This is a genomic window from Streptomyces sp. NPDC053755, from assembly GCF_040677675.1.
Taxonomy (GTDB): domain Bacteria; phylum Actinomycetota; class Actinomycetes; order Streptomycetales; family Streptomycetaceae; genus Streptomyces.
This window is the reverse complement of the sequence record NZ_JBFASK010000014.1, coordinates 1-20,848: the sequence shown is the minus strand read 5'-3', so window position 1 is coordinate 20,848 and position 20,848 is coordinate 1. Positions and strand designations below refer to the sequence as shown.

Genomic DNA, 20,848 nt, shown 5'->3' with positions numbered 1-20,848 from the left:
CTCCCGCCGCCCCGCCCGTTACGCGCTCTCGTCGGCGAGCAGGGCCCAGATCTCCAGGTCCTGGCGTACGCCGTTGAATGCGAAGACCTGCCGGAGCGTACCTTCGTAGCGCATTCCAAGGCGCTTGGCCACAGCGATGCTGCGGGTATTCGCAGGCGTCACACGCCATTCGATCCGGTGCATTCCGCGTACCCGGAAAGCCCAGTCCGCGAGATGCCGGGCCGTCTGTGTGACAAGTCCCTTTCCCTGCGCGTCGGGCGACAGCCAGACACCCATTTCGCATACCCCGGAGGGCACGTCGAAGATACGGAAAAGCGCCCCGCCCTCCAGTTTCCCGTCGACCCAGAGGCCGAACATCCGGCCGCCGTCCTGACTCTGCGTGTCCGCGTACCTCTGGAGGAATTGGCGTGCGGAGTCGGGGTCCTTGATGAAGTGGGCCCACGGGAGCCACGGAGCGAGATGAGGCCGTACCCGGTCGACGTACTGGGCGAATTCTTCCGCCTGCCAGGGTTCCAGGGGGCGCAGCTGGGCGGAATCTGTCAGGTCGTGGCTGAAAAGCGTCACTGCAAACCTCCGTTGGGGCCGGATCCAGGTTCCACGGCCGGTCGTCGAGCGGTTCCCGCGCCCCTGATGGACACGCATCAACGATAGGCGACGCCCTGATGCCGGGTCACTGCCCCGGTCCAGGATGTCCGATTCACCGGTCCGCATGAACATGCGTCGCACAGGCATGCGTCGGCCGATTCTTGCTTCCGACTCCTCGGCCGCCACACGATGAGGACGTCGGAATGCGAACTCGGCCGGGTAATCCCCACCGGCTGGTGACCGAAAGCGAGAGCCATGCGTACGAACAGGTTCGTCACGTCCACCGGAATGGCTATGTCGGCCCTTTTCCTCCTGGCCGCCCCGGCTGTCTCGGCCGAACTCCGGTCGGGTGCGGAAACCGCGTCCTTCTCGTCCGTACGTATCGCCGCCGATCACGGCTGGGGAAGAGGGTTCGTCGCGGAACCGGGCGCCTCGGAAGACGCCGGCTCGGTGACCGCCACCCCGCTCGACGACCACGGCTGGGGATGAACCGGCACCGCTGACGTCCAGTTCGATTCGGATTCACTGAAGGGGTAGGAAATGGCGGCAGCCAACGTGCACGAGGTCGTGTCACATTGGGTCGGGAAACAGCCGGACGCCTGTGCCGTGCGCGACCCTGCGAAGGGTCTCGCGCTCTCGTACCGGGAGCTGTGGCAGCGCGCCGGCTGGCTGGCCGCGGAGCTCGCGGGCCGGGGAGTCGGCCGGGGAGACCTCGTACCGGTCGCCCAGGACCGGTCGGCCGACCTGATCGTGACCTTCCTCGGCATCCTGCGCTGCGGAGCCGCGTACCTCCCCCTGGACGGCCTGGCCCCCACCAGCCGACTCGCCGACATCGTCGCCGAGTCCGGCTCCCGGGTGATCGTCCGTTCGTCGCGGGCGGAGGACGCCGCCCGCGGGCGATGGGCGGATCTGCCGGCCTGGCTGCCCGAGGGCGTCGAGCCGCTCGCCCTCCCCGACACCGACCCCGGCCTGCCGCCGCCCGCGGTGGACAGCGAGCGCGACGACCCGGCGTACGTCAACTTCACCTCCGGCTCCACCGGACGCCCCAAGGGTGTCGTCGTCCCCCACCGGGCGGTACTCCGACTCGCCCTGAACGCGCGCTTCTGTACGGTCGACACGGGCGACCAGGTGGCCAGCTCCGCCAACCCGGCCTTCGACGCCACCACGTTCGAGGTCTGGAACGCCCTCTGCGCCGGCGCGACCGTCGTGGTCTTCCCGTCCGTCACCGAACTGGCCATGGACGACTGGACCGCGCTGATCCGCTCCGAGCGCATCGACGCGATGTTCCTCACGACCTCCCTCTTCCACACGGTGGCGCGCGAGTGCCCCGACGCCTTCGGCACGGTCGGCACCGTCGTGGTCGGCGGCGAGCAGCTGGAACTGGGCGCCGTACGCCGTGTCCTGGCGGCCGGGCCGCCAGGCCGGCTGGTCAACGGCTACGGGCCGACCGAGACGACGACCTTCGCCGCCTACTTCGACTGCACGGACGAGAGCCTCGAAGGGCTGGACCGCGTCCCGGTCGGCTACGCCCTCCAGGAGACCACCCTGCTGCTCCTCGACGCGGACCTGAACGAGGTTCCCGCGGGCGAGACCGGTGAGCTGTGCGTGGGCGGCCCGGGCGTCGCCCTCGGCTACCTCGCCCGCCCCGAACTCACCGCCGAGCGGTTCGTGACGCACCCCGCGACCGGCGGGCGGATCTACCGCACCGGCGACACCGGCCGGCTCCTGGCCAGCGGCGCCGTCGAGCTCTTCGGGCGCACCGACCGGCAGGTCAAGCTGCGCGGCTTCCGCATCGAGCTGGAGGAGATCGAGCGGACCGCGCTGAACTGCGGGCTCGCCGACTCGGCCTTCGTCGAGAAGATCGGCGAGGGCCCCGCCGCCTGGCTGGTCGGCTTCGTCCTCCCCGCACGGGAAGCCGCCGCGGAGGTGAGCCGGGAGCAGCTGCCCGCCGCCCTGAACGAGCGTCTCGGGCGCACCCTGCCCAGCTACATGCTGCCCGCGCGCTGGCTGGTGCTCGACCGCGTCCCCTTCGGCTCGACCGGCAAGGCCGACCGGACACAGCTGTTGCGCCTCCTCGAAGCACCCGTCGGCCCGGCACCGCACGAGCCCGCCGGCCGGCCGCACGAGCCCGCCGGCCGGCCGCTCGATCCGCCGGCCGGCCCGGCGGACGCCGCCGTTACCGCCGCCGACGAGGCCGTGACCGGCGCGCTCCTCGCCATCTGGCGGGACGTGCTCGCCCACGAGGCGGTCGGCCCCGCCGACAACTTCATCGACCTCGGGGGCAACTCGATCCTCGCGATGCAGGTCGCCGCCCGGGTGCACCAGCGGCTCGGCGTCCGGGTCGAGGCCGGCGCGGTGCTGCTGACCGACAGCCTGGACGAACTGGCCGCCCACGTGGCCTCGATGCCCGTGGTGGCCGCCTCGTGACCGCTTCCCTCCCGGCGCCGCTCTCCTTCGCGCAGGAGCGGCTGTGGTTCGTCGACGCCGCCGCGCCCGGCAACGCCACGTACAACGTCCCGCTGTTCTTCCGGGCCGGCGGCCGGCTGGACCCCGACGCCCTCAGCGCCGCACTGGAGGCGGTCACGGCCCGGCACGAACCGCTGCGCACGGTCTTCCGGCTGGAGGACGGCCGGCCCGCGCAGATCGTGCTCGACCCCGCGCCCGTCCCCGTCGACGTCGTCGACCTCGGCGGCGAGCCCGACGCACTCGCCCGCGTGGAGCGCGAGGCGCAGGAGCGGGGCCGCGCGCCCTTCGACCTCGACCGGGGCCCCCTCCTGCGCTGCACCCTGTGGCGCGGACTGCCCGACGGCGACGCCGTCCTGCTCACCATCCACCACATCGCCGTGGACGGCTGGTCGCTCGCCCCCCTCTTCCACGACCTGTCCCGGGCCTACGAGGCCGCGGCCGACGGAGGCGCGGCGGACCTGCCCGCCCTCTCCACCCGCTACGCCGACTTCGCCGCGCTCGAACGCCGCGCGGAGCACGACCCGGAAGCGGTCCGGCGCCTGGACGAGCGTGTCGCCGAACTGCTGCGGGTGGCCCCCGGTCTGTCCCTCGCCGGACGCGCCCCGGGGGACCCCGCACCCGACGGGACCCGGCCCGGCGCGCGGTACACCCTCACCATCCCGCCGCCGGTCCGCACCGCGGTCGCGGAGTTCGCCCGTGCCCGCCGCGCCACCCCGTACGTCGTCCTCATGGCGGCGGTCCAGGCCGTGCTCCAGCGCTGGTCGGGACGGACCGACTTCCTGCTCGGCACGATGACCGCCAACCGGGTCCACGCCGACCTGGAGGAGTCGGTGGGCTTCTTCGTCAACACCGTTCCGCTGCGCTGCCGGGTCGACCCGGCGGGTTCCTTCGCGGACCTGTGCGCGGCGGCCCGCACGGAGACCTTCCGCTCGCTGTCGTACCAGAGCCTGCCCTTCGACCGGCTGACCGCCGCCGCCACCGCCGCGCGCGGCGCGGGACGCCGGCCGCTCGTCGACGTCGGCTTCGTCTACCAGAACACGCCCGCTCCCCGCGCGGGACGGACCGGCTGGACGGCCCCCGTGGTGCTGGGGACCGGCACGGCCAAGTTCGACCTGCTGCTGATGATCGAGGACGGCCCCGAAGGGCTCGACGTCACCGTCGAGCACGACACCCTCCTCTACGCGCCCGCCACGGCCCAGGCCCTGGCGGAGGGCGTGGCCTGCCTGCTCGCGGAGGCGGTGGGCGACCCGGCCCGGCAGCTGGACGCCCTGCCGGCCCTCCCGGGCCAGCCGTCCGCCGACGCGCTGCCGCCCGTGCCCGCCGTGTCACCCCGCCCGGACGCACCGGCCGGGCCGTCCGGGACGACCGGCACCGCCGCCGCGCGGCTCACCGGCGCCGAGGCGGACGCGGCCGAACTGTTCGTCTCCGCCCTCGCCGGACGGGCCGGGGCGGGCCCCGCCCCGGACACCGGCACCCTGACGCCGGGCTCCAACTTCTTCGCGCTCGGCGGCCATTCGCTGCTGGCCGTCACGATGCTGGCCGAGGTCAAGAGGCGGCACGGCCTGACCGTCTCCCCGCGCGCGTTCCTGCCGGACCCCACCGTCGCCGGGCTCGCCCGACTCCTCACCGAGGCGACGACGGCCGCCCAGGCCACACCGCCCGCGTCCGAACAGGCCCCCGCGGGGTCCCCGCCCACGGACGACGACGCCCATCCGGCATCCCCCGTCCAGCAGCGGTTCTGGTTCCTCGACCGGCTCCCGTCGCTGCGCGCCGCCTATCTGATCCCCACGCTCGTCGAGTACGAGGGACCGGTGGACCGGGACGTCCTGCGCCGGTCCGTGGACCTGGTCCTCACCCGGCACCCGGCCCTGTCCTCACTCTTCTTCCTCGACCGGCGCAAGCGCCACGTCTGCTACCGCACGTCGGGCGCCCCGTCCCCCACCACGGTCACCGACGCCGCCGCATGGGACGCGGACACCCTGCGCGGCCGGCTGTCCCGGCTGTGCTGGGCGCCCGTGGACCTGGCCCGGGAGGCGCCCGCGCGGGCGGAGATCCTCGCCCTCGGGCCCGGCCGGACCGTCCTCGCCCTGGTCGTGCACCACATCGTCGCCGACGGATGGTCCCGCGATCTCCTCCTGGAGGAGATCGGCACCGCCTACCGCGCCCTGTCCGGCGGCTGCGCCCCGGAACTCGGGGAGCCCGTCCACCCGGCGTGCCTGACCCCCGCCCCGCCCGCCTCGGCGGCCGCGGAGGCGGAGCGGGCCGCCGCCCTCCTGGAGCACCTGCGCGGCGCGCCGAACGACATCGTGCTGCCGCACGACCGGCCGCGTACCGAACTCCAGTCCACCGAGGCGGCCCTCCTGACCGAGCGGCTTCCCGCCGCCACGGCCGCCCGCCTGCGGGCCCTCGGCGACACCCTCGGCTGCACCCTGTTCATGACCACCGCGGCGCTGCTCGCCGCGGCCCTGGCCCGGCGGGGCGCCCAGCGGGACTTCCTGTTCGCCTTCCCCTGGGCCGGGCGCGACGACCCGTCTGCCGCCGAGGCGATCGGGATGTTCGTGAACACCCTGATCCTCCGTCTCGACCTGCGGAAGGAGCCCACCTGGCGCGAGCTGCTCGACCAGGCCCGGGAGAGCTGCGCCGTCTCCTACCGGCACGCCGACGTGGCACTGGACGTCCTGGCCAACGAGCTGCACAGCGACCGGGACCTGAGCCGCCCGGCCCTCACGCCCGTCTTCCTCAGCGCCCAGAGCGGTGCCGTGGGCCCGCCGGCCCTCACCACCGGCACCACCGCCCGGCTGCTCCCGCTGGATCCCCTGCACATCAAGTACGAGCTCGAACTCGTCGCCACCGAGGCCGCCGACCGACGGCTGGACCTCGCCCTGTCGTACGCCGTCGGCCTGTTCGAGCAGGACACGGCGCGCACCCTGCTGGCCGACGTGGTCGCAGCCGCCGAGGACCTCGCGGCCGATCCCGATTCCCACCCCCTCACCAGGAGCACTTCGTGAACAACACCGTGGCCACGACCCCGCTCTCCGAGACCGAGCTCCTCGCCCGGGTCCGGCAGGCATGGGCCGACGTACTCGACCTGGACAGTGCCGACCAGGTGCCGGAGGACGTCAACTTCCTCGAAGCGGGAGGCAGTTCCCTGCTCCTCATCATGCTCTGGGAGGAGCTCGAGCCGCTGACGACACGGACCCTGAAGGTCTCCGACCTCTTCCAGCACAGCACCGTCAAGGCCCAGGTCGCGCTGCTGGCCGACCCGGCCGGCGCCGAGACCGGGCTGACCGAACTGGGTGCCCGAAACCGCGGCGGCCTGATCGGCCGCGCGCGCCGCGACCAGCTCGTCTCCGAGTGAGCCAGGGGAACGCAACCATGACGAACAGCACGGACATAGCGGTCATCGGCATCGGGCTGCGCTACCCCGACGCCACCACCCCCCAGGAGTTCTGGCGCAACATCGACCGTGGCGTCATCTCCATGCGCGAGATGTCCCCCGAGCAGCTCAAGGCCGCCGGCGTCACGCCGGAGATGCTCGACGACCCGGCCTTCGTCCGCGTGGCCACCACGCTCCCGGGTGTCGAGGACTTCGCCTCCGAGTTCTTCGCCTACCCGCCGCGCGAGGCCGAGACCATCGACCCCCAGCAGCGGATCTTCCTCGAAGCCGCCTGGGAGGCGCTGGAGTCCGCCGGACACCCCGTCCGCAAGGACGGCCCCGTGGTCGGTGTCTTCGCCGGCAGCGCCGCCGGGAACTACTCCGCCGCCCTGCTCGCCGCCAAGGCCCGCGAGTCGGGGCTGCGCGCGGCCGTCGACGACCTCGAACTCACCGTGGGCGGCCAGGCCGACTTCATGACCTCCCGCGCGGCCTACAAGCTGGGCCTGCGCGGTCCCGCCGTCAGCCTGCAGACCGGGTGCTCCTCCTCGCTCTACGGCGTGCACTACGCCACCCTCAGCCTCCTCTCGGGCGAGTGCGACATCGCCCTGGCCGGCGGTGCCACCGTCCTGGAGCCCTTCCGCGGCTACCGCCACCAGCCCGGCGGCGTGCTCTCCGAGGACGGCTACTGCCGCTCCTTCGACGCGAGTTCGACCGGCACCACCTACAGCTCCGGCGTCGGCGTCGTCGCCCTGCGCCGCCTCGACGACGCCCTCGCGGACGGCGACAACGTCCTCGCCGTGATCCGCGGCAGCGCCGTCGGCAACGACGGCGGCGACCGGCTCGGCTTCGTCGCCCCCAGCCCCCGCGGCGTCGCCGACGTCGTCGCGGCCGCCCTCGGCACCGCCGGCGTCGCCGCCGACAAGCTGCGCTACGTCGAGGCGCACGGCACCGCCACCCCGGTCGGCGACAACATCGAGCTGATCGCCCTCACCCGGGCGTTCCGCGCCACCACCGACAAGAGCGGCTACTGCGCCCTCGGCTCGGTCATGTCGAACATCGGCCACACCGGCCCCGCCGCCGGCATCGCGGGCTTCATCAAGGCCGTCCACGTCGCCCGTACGGGCAAGATCCCGCCGCACCCGACCTTCGAGCGGCCGCGCGACCCCGGCATCCTCGAGGAGAGCCCCTTCTTCGTGACGACCTCCGGCGAGGAGTGCGCCGACGCCGACCGCCACGTCCTGGTCAACTCCATGGGCGTCGGCGGGACCAACGCCGCCATCGTGCTCGCCGCCCCGCCGGAGCCGGTACGCGCCGCGGCCCCGTCGCGCGCCACCGTACGGCTGGTGCTCTCGGCCCGTACCCGGGCCGAACTCGACCAGCAGTCCCGTCGCCTCGCCGACGCCCTCGACGAGGGCGGCCTGAACGCCGACGACGTCGCCCACACCCTGCGGGTGGGCCGCGCGGCCTTCGCCGAACGCCGCGTGGTCACTGCGCCCCGCGAGCGCCTGACCGCCGCCCTGCGACTGCCCCGGCCGCCGGCGGTGCGCACCGAGCGGGCCGCGGGCCGCCGTCCCGTGCTCGTCCTGCCCGCCGCGGACGCACCGCAGCCGCCCGCCGAGCTGATCGCCGGGCTGCGCGCCGCGCTGCCCGAGCTGACAGACGCCCTGACCGCACCGCTGGACGCCCTCCCCGAGGGGCGCTTCCCGGTCCTCGTCGGCCACGGCGAGCCCGGCAGGGACCGGCACGTCGTCACCCTCCCGGACACCGCCCCGCTCGACGCCGACACCCTGGCCGACCTTCTCGACGACGCCGTCACCACCGCGTGGCTGCACGGCGCCGAGGCGGACTGGACCGCGCTGGCCGGGCACCGCGGCCGCCGCGTCGCGCTGCCCACCTACCCCTTCACCCGCAAGCGCCACTGGGCGCTCGACCGGCTCCCGGCGTTCGACGGGCCCCTCGAGCCCGCCGCCCCCGCCGGCGGCACGAGCGCCGTGTCCACCGCGGCCGAGGGCACGGTCGAGGCCGGCCTCACGAAGCTCTGGCAGGACCTGTTCGGCCTCGACACCATCGGCCTCGACGACGAGTTCGCCTCCCTCGGCGGCACCTCGCTGCTCTCCGTCCAGATGGTCCTGGAGATCCAGCAGCGGTTCGGCGTCCTGATCAACATCCACCGGGCCGGCGGCAGCCAGGCCACGATCCGGCGCCTCACCACCATCGTCGAGGGCCTCAAGAACGGCGCTCAGCTCGGCGACGCGGAGGTCGACCCGGCGGCGGACGGCGACGGCGCCCTCGTCGACGCCGACCTCCAGATCCCGCTGGAGCCGCTCGCCAAGCAGTCCGCGCCCGGCAAGGACGTCCTGCTCACCGGGGCCACCGGCTACCTCGGCGCGTTCCTCCTCGACGAGCTGCTCCGCGCCTCCAAGGGCCGGGTCTACTGCGTCGTCCGCGCCGCCGACGAGGCCGAGGGCATGGCGCGGCTCACGGCCACCGCCGCCAAGTTCGGGCTGCCCGCGCCCGACCCCGAGCGGGTCCATGCCGTTCCCGGCGACCTGCGTGACATCGGGACGCTCTGCCGTACGTACCGGGGCGGCGAACTCGCCACCCGTATCGGGCACGTGCTGCACTGCGCGGCCAAGGTGGTCTTCACCGAGCCGTACCGGATGCTGCGCGACGACAACATCCTGCCGCTGGTCGGCCTGCTGAACTGGATGCGCCCCCTGGGCATCCGCGACATCAGCTTCATCTCCACCGTCGCGGCCACCGCGCCCGCCGGCGCGGACGGGCGGCTGATGGAGACCCGGGAACAGCCCCTCGACCCCCAGCTCGGCGGATACGGCGTCAGCAAGTGGGTCGGCGAGCGGATCCTGGAGCGCGCCGACCAGGACGGGATGCGTGTCCGGGTCTTCCGTCCGGGGCTGATCATGGCCTCCAGCCAGACGGGCGCCTGCAACGACAAGGACCTCATCTGGTTCCTCCTCGCCAGCGGCCTGGTCGTGGGCGCCCGGCCGGTCGACGACCGGGGGATGCCGGTCTCGCCGGTCGACGTGCTGGCCCGTGCCGTCGCGGAGCTCGCGATGTCGTCCAAGTCGGTCGGCCGCGCCTACCACCTGGTGGACGAGATCTCCCCGAGCCTCGAGGACCTCTTCGCGGCCCTCGAGGAGGCGGGCCTGCCGACCCGCACCGTGCCCCTGACCGAGTGGCAGCGGCTCGTCGCCGTCCAGGCCCAGGCCACCGGCAGCAAGGTGCTGTCCGCCACGGCCCTGTACGAGATGGAGGGCCACGAGCTGGAGGAGGCGGGCGTCCAGGCGCGCGGCTGGCAGCCCTGGCTGCGCAAGAACGGCCTGTCCCCGCTCGTCACCGGCGAGCAGCTGCGCAACGGCCTGGCCTTCCTGGCCCACCGCACCGACGACATCGGCTCGCTCCTGCCGGCCCTGGCGGCCGAGGGCGCGGGCGCCGACACCCAGGGGGAGAAGTGAGCGACAGCGCGACGCACGACGTGACGGCCGACGGCGGCGCCGGGGCGGCCCGCGGCCCGCTCGCGGTCATCGGAGCCGGCGTGATGGGTACGGGCATCACCACCCTGGCCCTCGGCCGCGGTGTCGACGTGATCCTCGTCGACGTCTCCGAGGACATCCTCGCCAAGGCCCGCACGACCGCCACCGGCCAGCTGCGGCTGGCCCGCATGATGGGCAAGCTGCCCCGCGAGGGCGCCACCGGCGAACTGGTCACCACCACCCGGGTTGAGGACGTCGCCCCAGCGGCCTGGGTCGTCGAGGCCGTCACCGAGCTGGCCCCGCTCAAGGCGAAGGTGCTCGCCGAGGTCTCCGCCGTGGTGGCGCCCGGAACGCTGCTGATCTCCAACACCTCGGCCGTGCCGATCGACGAGCAGGCCGACGCGGTGGCCCGGCCGGAGGACCTGGCCGGCATCCACTTCATGAACCCGCCCTACCTGATCCACACCGCCGAGCTGATCCGCGGACCGCGCACCGGCGCCGCGGCCCTGGAGTCGGCCCGCGCCCTCCTGGAGACGCTCGGCCAGACCGGGGTGGTCGTCGGAGACGGACCGGGGTTCGTGATCAACCGGATCCTCCAGCGGATGATCAACGAGGCGGCCCGGATCGTGGCGGAGGGCGTCGCCGACCCGGCGTCCGTCGACGCCGCCTTCGAAGGCTGCCTGGGCCACACCACCGGGCCCCTCGCCACCGCCGACCTGATCGGCCTCGACAACGTCGTCGACTCCCTGCGCGTGCTGCACGAGCGCACCGGCGACGCGGGCTACGAGCCCTGCGCACTGCTTCTGGAGAAGGTCACCGCCGGCGATTTCGGCCGCAAGACCGGACGTGGATTTTTCGAATACGGAGGAAGCACCTCATGAGCACCCCCACCCAGCAGGACACCCGGACGATCCGCGAGACGCTGACCGCCTTCCTGGAGCAGCGCACCAAGACGGCCGTCGCCCCGGACGTGGACCTCTTCTCCACCGGCCTGGTCACCTCCCTGTTCGCCATGGAGCTGCTGGTGCACGTCGAGCAGTCCTTCGGCGTCCAGGTCGGCGGCTCCGACCTCACCCTCGACAACTTCCGCAGCGTGGACGCGATGACCGCCCTCGTGCTGCGCCTGCGGGGCGCGGGCGATGAGTGAGCCGACCGGCCGGCCCTCCGCACGCGCCGAGGCGGAGCAGCTGGCCACGGAGCTGATCGGCGACCGGGCCGACGTCTGGGACAGGACCGGTGAGCTGCCCCTCGCGCTGCTGCGCGAACTCGGCGGCAAGGGCGCGCTGTGCGCCCAGGTGCCCGTCGCCTACGGCGGCCTCGGCCTGAGCAGCGCGGACAACGGCGAGCTGACGGCCCACGTCGGCTCCCTGTGCTCGTCCGTGCGCAGCGTCATGACCTCCCAGGGCATGGCCGCCTGGACCGTCGAACGCCTCGGCGGCGACGAGCAGAAGGCCGTCTACCTCCACGAGCTCACCGGCGGCCGGCTCGCCGGGGTCGCCTTCAGCGAGCCCGGAGCCGGCAGCGACCTGGGCGCCATGACCACCACCGTCCGCCCCGACGGCGACTCGGTCGTCCTCGACGGCCGCAAGACGTGGATCACCGTCGGCGCCTACGCCGACTACCTCGTCGTCTTCGGCCGGTACGGCGACGGGGCCGCCGCCGTCGTCGTCCCCACGGACGCCCCCGGCGTGACCGTGGAGCGGGTGGCCGACCCCATGGGCTGCCGGGCCGCCGGCCACGCCGACGTCACCTTCGACGGCGTACGGCTGCCCGCCGACAGCCTGCTGGGCGGCGCCGGACTCCCCGTCGACTGGCTCGTGACCTCCGCGCTGACCTTCGGCCGGGTGTCCGTGGCCTGGGGCTGTGTCGGCATCCTGCGATCCTGCCTGCGGGCCGCCGCCGCCCACGCCGCCACCCGGCAGCAGTTCGGCTCGCCCCTCGCCGACCACCAGCTCGTCGCCCGGCACCTCGCCGAGCTGCACGTCGGCCAGGAGGCCTCGGTCCGCTGCTGCGAGCGGGCCAGCCTCTGCTGGGACGAGAACAGCCCCGAGCTGGTGACCTCCGCCGTGACCGCCAAGCACCTGGCGGCCGGTCACGCGGCGCGCGGAGCCGCGTCCGCCGTCCAGGTGCTGGCCTCGGCCGGCGCCCGGGACGGCGGCCCGGTGGCCCGCGCGTACCGCGACGCCAAGCTGATGGAGATCATCGAGGGCAGCAACGAGATCAGCCAGCTCCTGCTCGGCAGGCACGCCCTGGCGGTGTGGTCATGAGCATCGGCATCGGAGCCATCCACACCGTCCTGCCCACCCTGCGCACCCCGGTCACCGACCTCCCCGAGTTCCCCGGGCTCTCCCCCGAGGAGGCGGAGTTCGCCCGGGGCAGCGGGATCGCGACGGTCGGCGTCCTGGAGGACCACACCGCGGGCGACCTCGCCGTCCAGGCCGTGCGCGGTCTGCTCGACTCGCTCGACGACAACACCCCCGGCGCGCCGGGCGTGCCGGACACCCTCATGCTCGTCAGCCCCCGGGCCCCCGACGTGCTGCTCGGCTCGGACGCCTGCCGCGTCCAGGCGGAGGCGAAGCTCGACGGCGCGTTCGCCTTCACCGTCGACGGCCTCGGCTGCACCGGCTCCAGCGCCGCCTGGGCCCTCGGCCGGGACCTGATGCTCGCCGACCCGTCCCGGCAGGGCGTGCTGATCGCCCACGGCAGCCGGCCCACCGGCTTCGACCGGGTGCGCCACCCCGTCACCGTCATCGGCGACGGCGCGTACGCCATGACGCTCGTCCGGGGCGGCCGGCCGGTCCTGCGGGCCCACCGCATGGAGACGGACGGCAGCTTCCACGACCTCTTCCAGGTCGACTACAAGCAGGTCCCGCACTACGAGTGGCGCGAGGAGTGCCGGTCGCCCGACCGGTACCGCTTCGAACTCGCCATGAACAGCCGGATGCGGCTCGGCCGGATGGTCGAGGAGGTGCTGGCGGACGCGGGCGTCGACAAGGGCGCCGTCGCCACGACGCTCATGCAGAACGTCACGGCGAGCGCCTACCGCTTCTACGAGACCCTCCTCGGCCTGCCGATCCATCCCGTGTGCAACGAGCACCTCGCCGCGTACGGCCACCTCGGCGCCATGGACGTCGTACTCAACCTCGACCGGCTCCTCGCGGCCGGCGAACTCGCCCCGGGCGACCTCGTGCTCGTCCTCAACAACAGCCCGGTCGCCGCCTGGGCCGTGACCCTGTGGGAGGTGTGACCGTGGCCGAGACCGTGAAGGACACCACGACCGCCGTCAAGTGCCTGGTGTGGGACCTCGACAACACGCTGTGGAGCGGAACGCTCCTGGAGGACGGGGAGGTCACGCTCTCGGACGAGGTCCGCGAGGTGATCGCCACCCTCGACCGGCGAGGCATCCTCCAGGCCGTGGCCAGCAAGAACGACCACGACCACGCCTGGGAACGCCTGGAGCTGCTCGGCGTCGCCGAGTACTTCGTCCTCCCGCACATCGGCTGGGGTCCCAAGTCCGAGTCGGTCCGCAGGATCGCCGACCAGCTCGGCTTCGCCCACACCACGATCGCGTTCGTCGACGACCAGCCGGCCGAGCGCGCGGAGGTCGCCCACCACCTCCCCGACGTGCGCTGCTACCCGGCCGAGGAGGTCCTGGAGCTCACCGGCCGGCCCGAGTTCGATCCCGTGACCACCGAGGACTCGCGCCGGCGCCGGGAGATGTACCAGGCCGGGTTCCGCCGCGAGGCGGCCCGCGAGGAGTTCGCCGGCGCCGACGAGGAGTTCCTGCGCACCCTCGGCCTCGTCATGACCATCGGACGGGCCGCCGAGGCGGACCTCGCCCGGGTCGAGGAACTGACCCTGCGCACCAGCCAGATGAACGCCACCGGCGTCCACTACGGCGACGCCGAGCTGCGGGGCCTGCTGGCGGACCCCGGCCACGATGTCCTCGTGATCTCGCTGCGCGACCGCTTCGGCGACCACGGCGCCGTCGGCATCGTGCTGCTGGAACGGCTGCCCGGAGTCTGGCACCTCAAGCTGCTCGCCACCTCCTGCCGGGTCGTCTCCTTCGGCGCGGGCGCAGTCATCCTGCGCTGGCTGACCGACCAGGCGGCCGCCGCCGGCGTGCACCTGGCGGCCGACTTCCGGCGCACCGCGCGCAACCGGATGATGGAGGTCGCCTACCGCTTCGCCGGATTCACCGGCGACGCCTGCCCCTGCGCCGCCGCCGTCACCGGCCCGGACCGCGAGGACATCGAGCTGCTGCACATCGAGCCCGCACGGCAGGAACCGCCGACCACCATGCGGCTCGACGCCCCCGACCTCGCCGCTCCCGTGACCGCCGCGGAGGCCACCCGTGGCTGAGACGCTGTACGAGTGGTTCGACCGGTCCGTCGAGCGCCACCCCGGCGAGCCGGCCGTGGAGGCCGGCGGCGCCCGGCTCGACTACCGCGAGCTGCGCCGCGCCGCCGAGCACGTCGCCGCCCGGATCCTGGAGGCGCACGGTTCCGTCCCCCGGCGGATCTCCGTGATGGCGACCCGTACCGTGGCCGTCCTCGCCGCCTACCTGGCGGGTCAGCGGCTCGGCGCGACCGTCACCCCCGTCAACCCGGCCTTCCCGGCCGCGCGCAACCGGATGATCTGCGAACTGGCGGGCACCGAGGTGCTCGTGGTGGACGCCGGGGACGCGGGCCAGCTCGACGGGGAGCTGGGCGGACTGGTCCCGACCGAACTCCGCCTCGACGCCGGGGAGGTGGCCGCCGCCGGCCGGGCGGACACCGCCCCGGCGCCCGAGCTGCCCCCGTACACCACCGGCCCCGACGACGTGGCGTACGTCCTGTTCACCTCCGGCTCGACGGGCCGGCCCAAGGGCGTGCCGATCCGGCACCGCAACCTCTCGCCGTACCTCGCGCACAACATCGAGCGGTACGGCATCGGTCCCGGCTGCCGGACCTCGCACACCTTCGACCTGACCTTCGACCCCTCCGTCTTCGACCTCTTCGTGACCTGGGGCGGCGGCGCCACGCTCGTGGTCCCCGGCCGGGCGGAACTCCTCTCGCCGGTCGACTACATCGTCGACAACCGGATCACCCACTGGTTCTCGGTGCCGTCCGTGGTCTCCGTCAGCGCCCAGCTGGGCAACCTGCCCACCGGGGTCGCCTCCGACCTGCGGATGAGCGTCTTCATCGGCGAGCAGCTCTCCTACGACCAGGCCGAGGCCTGGCGCGCGACGGCACCCCAGGCGGCGATCGAGAACGTCTACGGTCCCACCGAACTCACGGTCGCCTGCACGGAGTTCGCTCTCCCCGCCGATCCCGCGCGGTGGCCGGCCACCTCCAACGACACCGTCCCCATCGGGCCCGTCTACGACTTCCTCGACCACCTCGTGCTCGACGAGCAGGGCCGGCCCGCCGAGGAGGGGGAGCTGTGCGTACGCGGCTCCCAGCGCTTCGACGGCTATCTGGACCCGGCCGACGACCACGGCCGCTTCCTCCGGTACGACGAGAACGGCGTCACGCCCTACCGGGGGGAGGGACCGCTCACCCCGGAGCACTACTACCGGACCGGCGACCGCGTGCGCTGGGAGTCCGGGAACCTGGTGCACCTCGGCCGCCTCGACAACCAGGTGAAGGTGCGCGGATACCGCATCGAGCTCGGCGAGATCGAGGCCGCGCTGCGCCGCCACCCGGACATCGCGCAGGCCGTCGTCATCGCGCTCCGGCGAGGCGACGACGTCGAACTCGTCGGCTGCCACACCGGAGCCCCCCTCGAACCGCAGCCGCTCACCCGCTGGCTGCGCAAGCGCGTCCCGGTCCACATGGTGCCCCGCCGATTCCGGTACCTGGACAGCCTGCCGCTCAACCCCAACGGCAAGGTCGACCGGCCGCGCCTCACCCGCGAGCTCTCGTCCCCCGACCTCGCCGCGGCCGGACCGGCCGCCGGCAACGGAGGCCACCATGGCATTTCTCGATGACATCGTCCCGCCGCCCGGCATCGTCCGCACCCTCTGTCTGAGCAACTTCGCCAAGACCGCGGGCCACGGCGTCCTGATGGCCGTCAGCGTGCTGTTCTTCACCCGCACCGTCGGCATCCCGGCCGAACAGGTCGGCCTCGCCCTCAGCATCGGCGCCGCCCTCGCCATGGCCGCGAGCATCCCGGCCGGCCGGCTGGCCGACCTCGTCGGCCCGCGCAACACCACCGTCGGGTTCCTGCTGCTGCTCGGCGTGTTCGTGGGCGCCTACGCCTTCGTCGAGAGCTTCGCCGGCCTCGTCGTGGTCACCAGTCTCGCGCTGATGGCCGAGTCCTCCACGGACGCCGCCCGCGGCGCGCTCATCGCCGGGCTGATCCCCCAGGAGGACCGCGTCCGCGCCTGGTCGTACATGCGGGCGGTCAGCAACCTCGGCGTGACCCTCGGCGCCGCGGCCGGCGCGGTCGCCCTCTGGTTCGACAACCGGCCGGCGTACGTCGGTCTGCTGATCGCCGGCGGCGTCATGTTCCTCGTCGCGGGCGCCGCCTACCTCACCGTCCCGTCCGTCGCCCCCGCCCCCAAGGAGAGCGCCGGACCCCGGTGGGTCGTCCTGCGCGACCTCCCGTACGCCGCCGTCGCGCTGCTCAACTCGGTCCTGGTGATGAACGTCGCGATCCTCACCGTCGCGCTGCCGATCTGGATCACCAGCCAGACCTCCGCGCCCAAGTGGCTGTACTCCGTCATCCTCATCCTGAACACGATCATGGTCGTGCTCTTCCAGGTCCGTGCCGGAAAGGGCAGCGAGAACGTCCGTGGCGGCGCCCGGACGCTGCGCAGGTGCGGTGTCTTCCTCGCCGCGTGCTGCGCCCTCTTCGCCCTGGCCGCCGACCGGCCGGTGTGGGTGGCCGTCGCCGCCCTGCTCGCCGGCGCCGTCGTGCACGTGATCGGCGAGATGCTCTACAGCGCCGGATCCTGGTCCCTGGCCTTCGGCCTGGCCCCGGACCACGCCCAGGGGCAGTACCAGGGCATGTTCGGGATGTCGACACAGCTCGGCTCGATGGTCACCCCGGCCCTCGCCACCGTGCTCATCGTCCGGCTGGGCTGGCCCGCCTGGATCGTCTTCGCCGTCCTGCTCCTCGGCGCTGGCCTCGCCGCACCCGCGGTCGCCTCCTGGGCCGAGCGCACCCGCCGCCCGGTCCCCGACACCGGCGCCGAGCCGGCCGTCGCCTGAGCCGCGCCCGCGGACAGGCCAGGGGCTCCCGTCGCCGACCAGCAACAACCGGAGAACGCCATGGACTTCAGTCTCTTCTACTTCGCCAACGACAGTACCGAGGGCTCGGGCGACCGCTACGAACTCCTCATGGAGGGAGCCCGGTTCGCCGACCGCAACGGCTTCAGCGCCGTGTGGACCCCCGAGCGGCACTTCCACCCCTTCGGCGGCCTGTACCCCAACCCGTCCGTGACGGGCGCGGCGATCGCCGCCGTGACCGAGCGCGTCGGCATCCGCGCGGGCAGCGTCGTCGCCCCCCTGCACCATCCGCTGCGGATCGCGGAGGAGTGGTCGGTCGTGGACAACCTGTCCCACGGCAGGGTGGGCCTGTCCTTCGCCTCCGGATGGCACGCGACGGACTTCGCGCTGCGCCCCGAGAACTACGAGAACCGGCGGGAGATCCTGCTGGAGCAGGTGGAGCAGGTCCGCGCGCTGTGGCGCGGCGAGAAGATCGCGGTCACCGACGGCGTCGGCGCCGCACAGGAACTCGGCATCTTCCCGCCGCCGGTCCAGAGCGAGCTTCCGGTGTGGGTGACCAGCGCCGGGGGCGTGGAGACCTTCCGCAACGCCGGCCGCTCCGGCGCCGGGCTCCTGACCCACCTGCTGGGCCAGGACCTCGACGACCTCGCCGGCAAGATCGCCGAATACCGCGAGGCGGCCGCCGGGCTCGGCCGGCCCGGATGGAACGGTCATGTCGCGCTCATGGTGCACGCCTTCCTCGGTGAGGACGAGGACGCGGTCCGCGAGACCGTACGGGCGCCTCTCGGCGACTACCTGCGCAGCTCCCTCGGACTGCTGCTGGGCTCACGGCTGGACGGGCGCCGTGTCGACGCCTCGAAGCTGTCGCCCGAGGACATCGACTTCATCGTGGCCCGCTCCTTCGACCGCTACTTCGACGACGGCGGACTGCTGGGCACCGTGGAGAAGGCCGAGCCGATGGTGGAGAGGTTCCGCGCCATCGGCGTGGACGAGGTGGCCTGCCTGATCGACTTCGGGCTGCCGACGCCGGCCGTCCTGGCGAGCCTGGAGCACCTGAACCGGCTGCGCGAGCGGTCGGCCGCGGGGGCCGCCCGGGTCGCCGCGCCGGCCGCCTGAGGGCCGCGACCGTCATGACCGTACAGCGAAGGAGAGCAGGGACCGTGGGCGGAATCGTCGACTTCGAGGTGGCCTTTCCCTCGTCGCGGGTGACCGTGCGGGAGTTGCACGAGACGTCCGGCGTACCGGTGGCCGACATCCTGGCCATCACGCACACCGAGGAGTTCCCCGTCCTCGGCGAGGACGAGACGGCCTGGGAGCTGGCCGCGGAGGCGGCCAGGGCCGTCCTGGAGCGCAACGGCGTCTCCCCGGACGCGATCGGCCAGGTGATCTACGCCGGTTCCGGCGAGTGGGACCAGCCGTTCTGGTCCCCGGCGGCCAAGGTCGCCGACGAGCTGGGCATCCTCGGCGCCCACTGCTTCGAGGTCACCAACTTCTGCAACGGCGCCATGACGGCCGTACGCACCGGACTGGCGGAACTCGCGCTGGGCGGCGTCGCCCCCTACGCCCTGGTCCTCGTCGGGGACCGCCTCAGCCGGCTCGTCGACCGGGACGACCCCGACTCCAAGGCCCTGTTCAACTTCGGCGACGCCCCGGCCGCCGTCCTCCTCGGCCGCGAGGACTGCCTCTTCGAGGTCCTCGCGTCGTCCATGCGCACGGACCCCTCCTGGGCCGACTACTACTCCGGAGACCTGGAGGACGACCGGATCCTGATGCGCCGGCGCGGCCGCCGGCAGGGCCTGGGCGACGCCTACCTGGAGAACTTCCCCGCCCGTGTCGGCGACGTGCTGTCCACCCTCGGCAAGGAGGTCACGGACGTCGCCCACTTCCTGATCAACCAGGGCGACAAGGGCATGCACGAGAAGCTGCTGGCCGGACTCGGCATCCCCCCGGAGAAGAGCGTCTTCAACTACCACCGGTACGGGCACATGGGCGGCTCCGACCCGCTGATCGCCCTCGCCGGCCTCCTGGACGACGAGCGGCTGGAACCAGGCGACCTGGTCCTGGTCGCCACCAGCGGGATGGGCTTCACCTGGGGCGTGACCGCACTGGAGTTCCGAGGCCGATGAGCGCTCCCGCACAGCCCTGGGCGGGCTGGAAGGACCTGCGGCGCTTCCTCGCCCCGGTCTTCGGACCTCCGGCTTCACGACCCGCCGCTGCGGAGTGCCCGGCGGCCCGGCCGGCCGCCGACGCCCCCTTCACCCTGCTGCTCGTGCACCACGCCGGGGGTTCGGCGGCCGCCTTCGCCCCGCTGGTACGCCATCTCCCCGCCGACTGGCGGCTCCTGGCCGTGGATCTTCCCGGCCGCCTGATGTCGGCGGGGGAGGGACGCTGCCGCACCACCACCGAGGCGGTCGAGTGGCTCGCCCCGCTCACCCGGCGGGTACTGGCCGGCCCCTACGGCGTCTTCGGGCACAGCATGGGCGCGCTGATCACCTACGAACTGGCGCGCCGGCTCTCCCGGCAGGGCCTGCCGCCCGTCTGGGTGGGGCTCTCCGGAGCCCCCGCCCCCGGGCACCGGCCCGACCGCGCCCGACGCCACCTCTGGTCGACGGAGCGGCTGACCGGCTTCATGCGCGACCTCGGCGGCACCCCCGAGGAGGTGCTGGCCATCCCCGACCTCGTCGAACCGATGGTGGAGACGCTCCGCGGCGACCTCGCGATCGTGGACACGTACGAGGAACACCCCGGCCCGCCGCTGAAGGCGCCGCTGTCGCTGTTCAGCGGCGCGGACGACCCGGTCGCGGGCCCCGCACTGGCCGCCCCCTGGGCCGGCCACACCCGCGCCCGCACCAGCCGGCACGCCTGGCCGGGAGGTCACTTCTACCTGTTCGAGCACGCCGCGGCGGTCTGCGACCGGATCACCCGCGACGTCACCGCCGCCCGTCTCCCCACTTCCCCGGAGGGAAGCACCATGTCCCGTCGTCTGTTCACCTCGGAGTCCGTGACCGAGGGGCATCCCGACAAGATCGCCGACCAGATCAGCGACGCGATCCTCGACGCGCTGCTCGCCGAGGACCCGTCCTCGCGGGTCGCCGTGGAGACCCTGATCACGACCGGGCAGGTCCATGTCGCGGGCGAGGTGTCGACGACCGCGTACGCCTCGATCGCCCGGCTCGTCCGGGAGAAGATCCTGGAGATCGGCTACGACTCCTCCGCCAAGGGCTTCGACGGCGCGTCCTGCGGGGTGTCGGTCTCCATCGGCGCGCAGTCCCCGGACATCGCGCAGGGCGTCGACACGGCCTACGAGTCCCGGGTCGAGGGGGGTTCGGACGAGCTGGACGCCCAGGGCGCCGGCGACCAGGGCCTGATGTTCGGCTACGCCTGCGACGAGACCGCCGAGCTGATGCCGCTGCCGATCCACCTCGCCCACCGGCTCTCCCGGAGGCTGACCGAGGTCCGAAGGAACGGGACCGTCCCGTATCTGCGCCCCGACGGCAAGACCCAGGTCACCATCGAGTACGACGGCGACCGTCCGGTCCGGCTGGACACGGTCGTGGTGTCCTCGCAGCACGCCTCCGACATCGACCTCGAGTCGCTGCTCGCGCCCGACATCCGCACGCACGTGGTGGAGCACGTCCTGGGCTCGCTCGCCGACGAGGGCATCAAGCTGGACACCGAGGGCTACCGCCTCCTGGTGAACCCGACCGGCCGTT

At 73.4% G+C, this 20,848-nt stretch carries 15 protein-coding genes and 1 pseudogene; 15 read left to right on the top strand and 1 reads right to left on the bottom strand.

Features of this window, described 5'->3' with window-relative positions:
- Positions 1–18 precede the first annotated feature (18 nt).
- Positions 19–564 (bottom strand): GNAT family protein, encoded by a 546-nt coding sequence (locus tag AB0K65_RS15860; protein WP_365716716.1) that lies wholly within the window; start codon positions 562–564, stop codon positions 19–21.
- A 561-nt stretch (positions 565–1,125) separates the two neighbouring features.
- Here AB0K65_RS15860 and AB0K65_RS15855 point away from each other — a divergent pair.
- From AB0K65_RS15855 to AB0K65_RS15785, 15 genes and pseudogenes are all read left to right on the top strand, one after another.
- The gene (locus AB0K65_RS15855; protein ID WP_365716714.1) at positions 1,126–3,012 is read left to right on the top strand and encodes a non-ribosomal peptide synthetase; all 1,887 of its coding nucleotides are present in this window, start codon (positions 1,126–1,128) and stop codon (positions 3,010–3,012) included.
- Positions 3,009–6,059 (top strand): condensation domain-containing protein, encoded by a 3,051-nt coding sequence (locus tag AB0K65_RS15850; RefSeq protein ID WP_365716712.1) that lies wholly within the window; start codon positions 3,009–3,011, stop codon positions 6,057–6,059. The genes AB0K65_RS15855 and AB0K65_RS15850 overlap by 4 nt, the downstream gene beginning before the upstream one ends.
- A complete protein-coding gene (locus AB0K65_RS15845) occupies positions 6,056–6,409 on the top strand; it encodes an acyl carrier protein (protein ID WP_365716710.1) in 354 nt (117 codons plus the stop codon). The genes AB0K65_RS15850 and AB0K65_RS15845 overlap by 4 nt, the downstream gene beginning before the upstream one ends.
- A gap of 17 nt (positions 6,410–6,426) precedes the next feature.
- Complete coding sequence (locus tag AB0K65_RS15840; RefSeq protein ID WP_365716708.1) at positions 6,427–9,903, top strand: beta-ketoacyl synthase N-terminal-like domain-containing protein; 3,477 nt, start codon at positions 6,427–6,429, stop codon at positions 9,901–9,903.
- Entirely contained in the window at positions 9,900–10,802 is a 903-nt protein-coding gene (locus AB0K65_RS15835) for a 3-hydroxyacyl-CoA dehydrogenase family protein (RefSeq protein WP_365716706.1), read from the top strand. Before AB0K65_RS15840 ends, AB0K65_RS15835 begins: the two co-directional genes overlap by 4 nt.
- Entirely contained in the window at positions 10,799–11,068 is a 270-nt protein-coding gene (locus AB0K65_RS15830) for a phosphopantetheine-binding protein (protein WP_365716704.1), read from the top strand. The genes AB0K65_RS15835 and AB0K65_RS15830 overlap by 4 nt, the downstream gene beginning before the upstream one ends.
- Positions 11,061–12,188, top strand: a complete 1,128-nt coding sequence (locus tag AB0K65_RS15825) for an acyl-CoA dehydrogenase family protein (RefSeq protein WP_365716702.1) — start codon at positions 11,061–11,063, stop codon at positions 12,186–12,188. The genes AB0K65_RS15830 and AB0K65_RS15825 overlap by 8 nt, the downstream gene beginning before the upstream one ends.
- Entirely contained in the window at positions 12,185–13,168 is a 984-nt protein-coding gene (locus tag AB0K65_RS15820) for a 3-oxoacyl-[acyl-carrier-protein] synthase III C-terminal domain-containing protein (protein ID WP_365716700.1), read from the top strand. Before AB0K65_RS15825 ends, AB0K65_RS15820 begins: the two co-directional genes overlap by 4 nt.
- A gap of 2 nt (positions 13,169–13,170) precedes the next feature.
- Positions 13,171–14,283 (top strand): HAD-IIIC family phosphatase, encoded by a 1,113-nt coding sequence (locus AB0K65_RS15815; RefSeq protein ID WP_365716698.1) that lies wholly within the window; start codon positions 13,171–13,173, stop codon positions 14,281–14,283.
- Positions 14,276–15,892 carry an amino acid adenylation domain-containing protein gene (locus tag AB0K65_RS15810; RefSeq protein WP_365716696.1) on the top strand — a complete coding sequence of 539 codons (1,617 nt, stop codon included), beginning with the start codon at positions 14,276–14,278 and terminating at the stop codon, positions 15,890–15,892. The genes AB0K65_RS15815 and AB0K65_RS15810 overlap by 8 nt, the downstream gene beginning before the upstream one ends.
- Complete coding sequence (locus AB0K65_RS15805) at positions 15,876–17,117, top strand: MFS transporter (protein ID WP_365716694.1); 1,242 nt, start codon at positions 15,876–15,878, stop codon at positions 17,115–17,117. The genes AB0K65_RS15810 and AB0K65_RS15805 overlap by 17 nt, the downstream gene beginning before the upstream one ends.
- 60 nt (positions 17,118–17,177) lie before the next feature.
- The gene (locus AB0K65_RS15800) at positions 17,178–18,251 is read left to right on the top strand and encodes an LLM class flavin-dependent oxidoreductase (protein WP_365716692.1); all 1,074 of its coding nucleotides are present in this window, start codon (positions 17,178–17,180) and stop codon (positions 18,249–18,251) included.
- A gap of 44 nt (positions 18,252–18,295) precedes the next feature.
- Complete coding sequence (locus AB0K65_RS15795) at positions 18,296–19,261, top strand: 3-oxoacyl-[acyl-carrier-protein] synthase III C-terminal domain-containing protein (RefSeq protein ID WP_365716690.1); 966 nt, start codon at positions 18,296–18,298, stop codon at positions 19,259–19,261.
- A pseudogene (locus AB0K65_RS15790) lies at positions 19,258–20,001 on the top strand (thioesterase domain-containing protein); the annotation flags it as partial. The gene AB0K65_RS15795 and the pseudogene AB0K65_RS15790, both read left to right, overlap by 4 nt.
- A 105-nt stretch (positions 20,002–20,106) precedes the next feature.
- Positions 20,107–20,848, top strand: a 742-nt coding sequence (locus tag AB0K65_RS15785; RefSeq protein WP_365716911.1) for an S-adenosylmethionine synthetase N-terminal domain-containing protein, incomplete at its 3' end; no start/stop codon positions are given.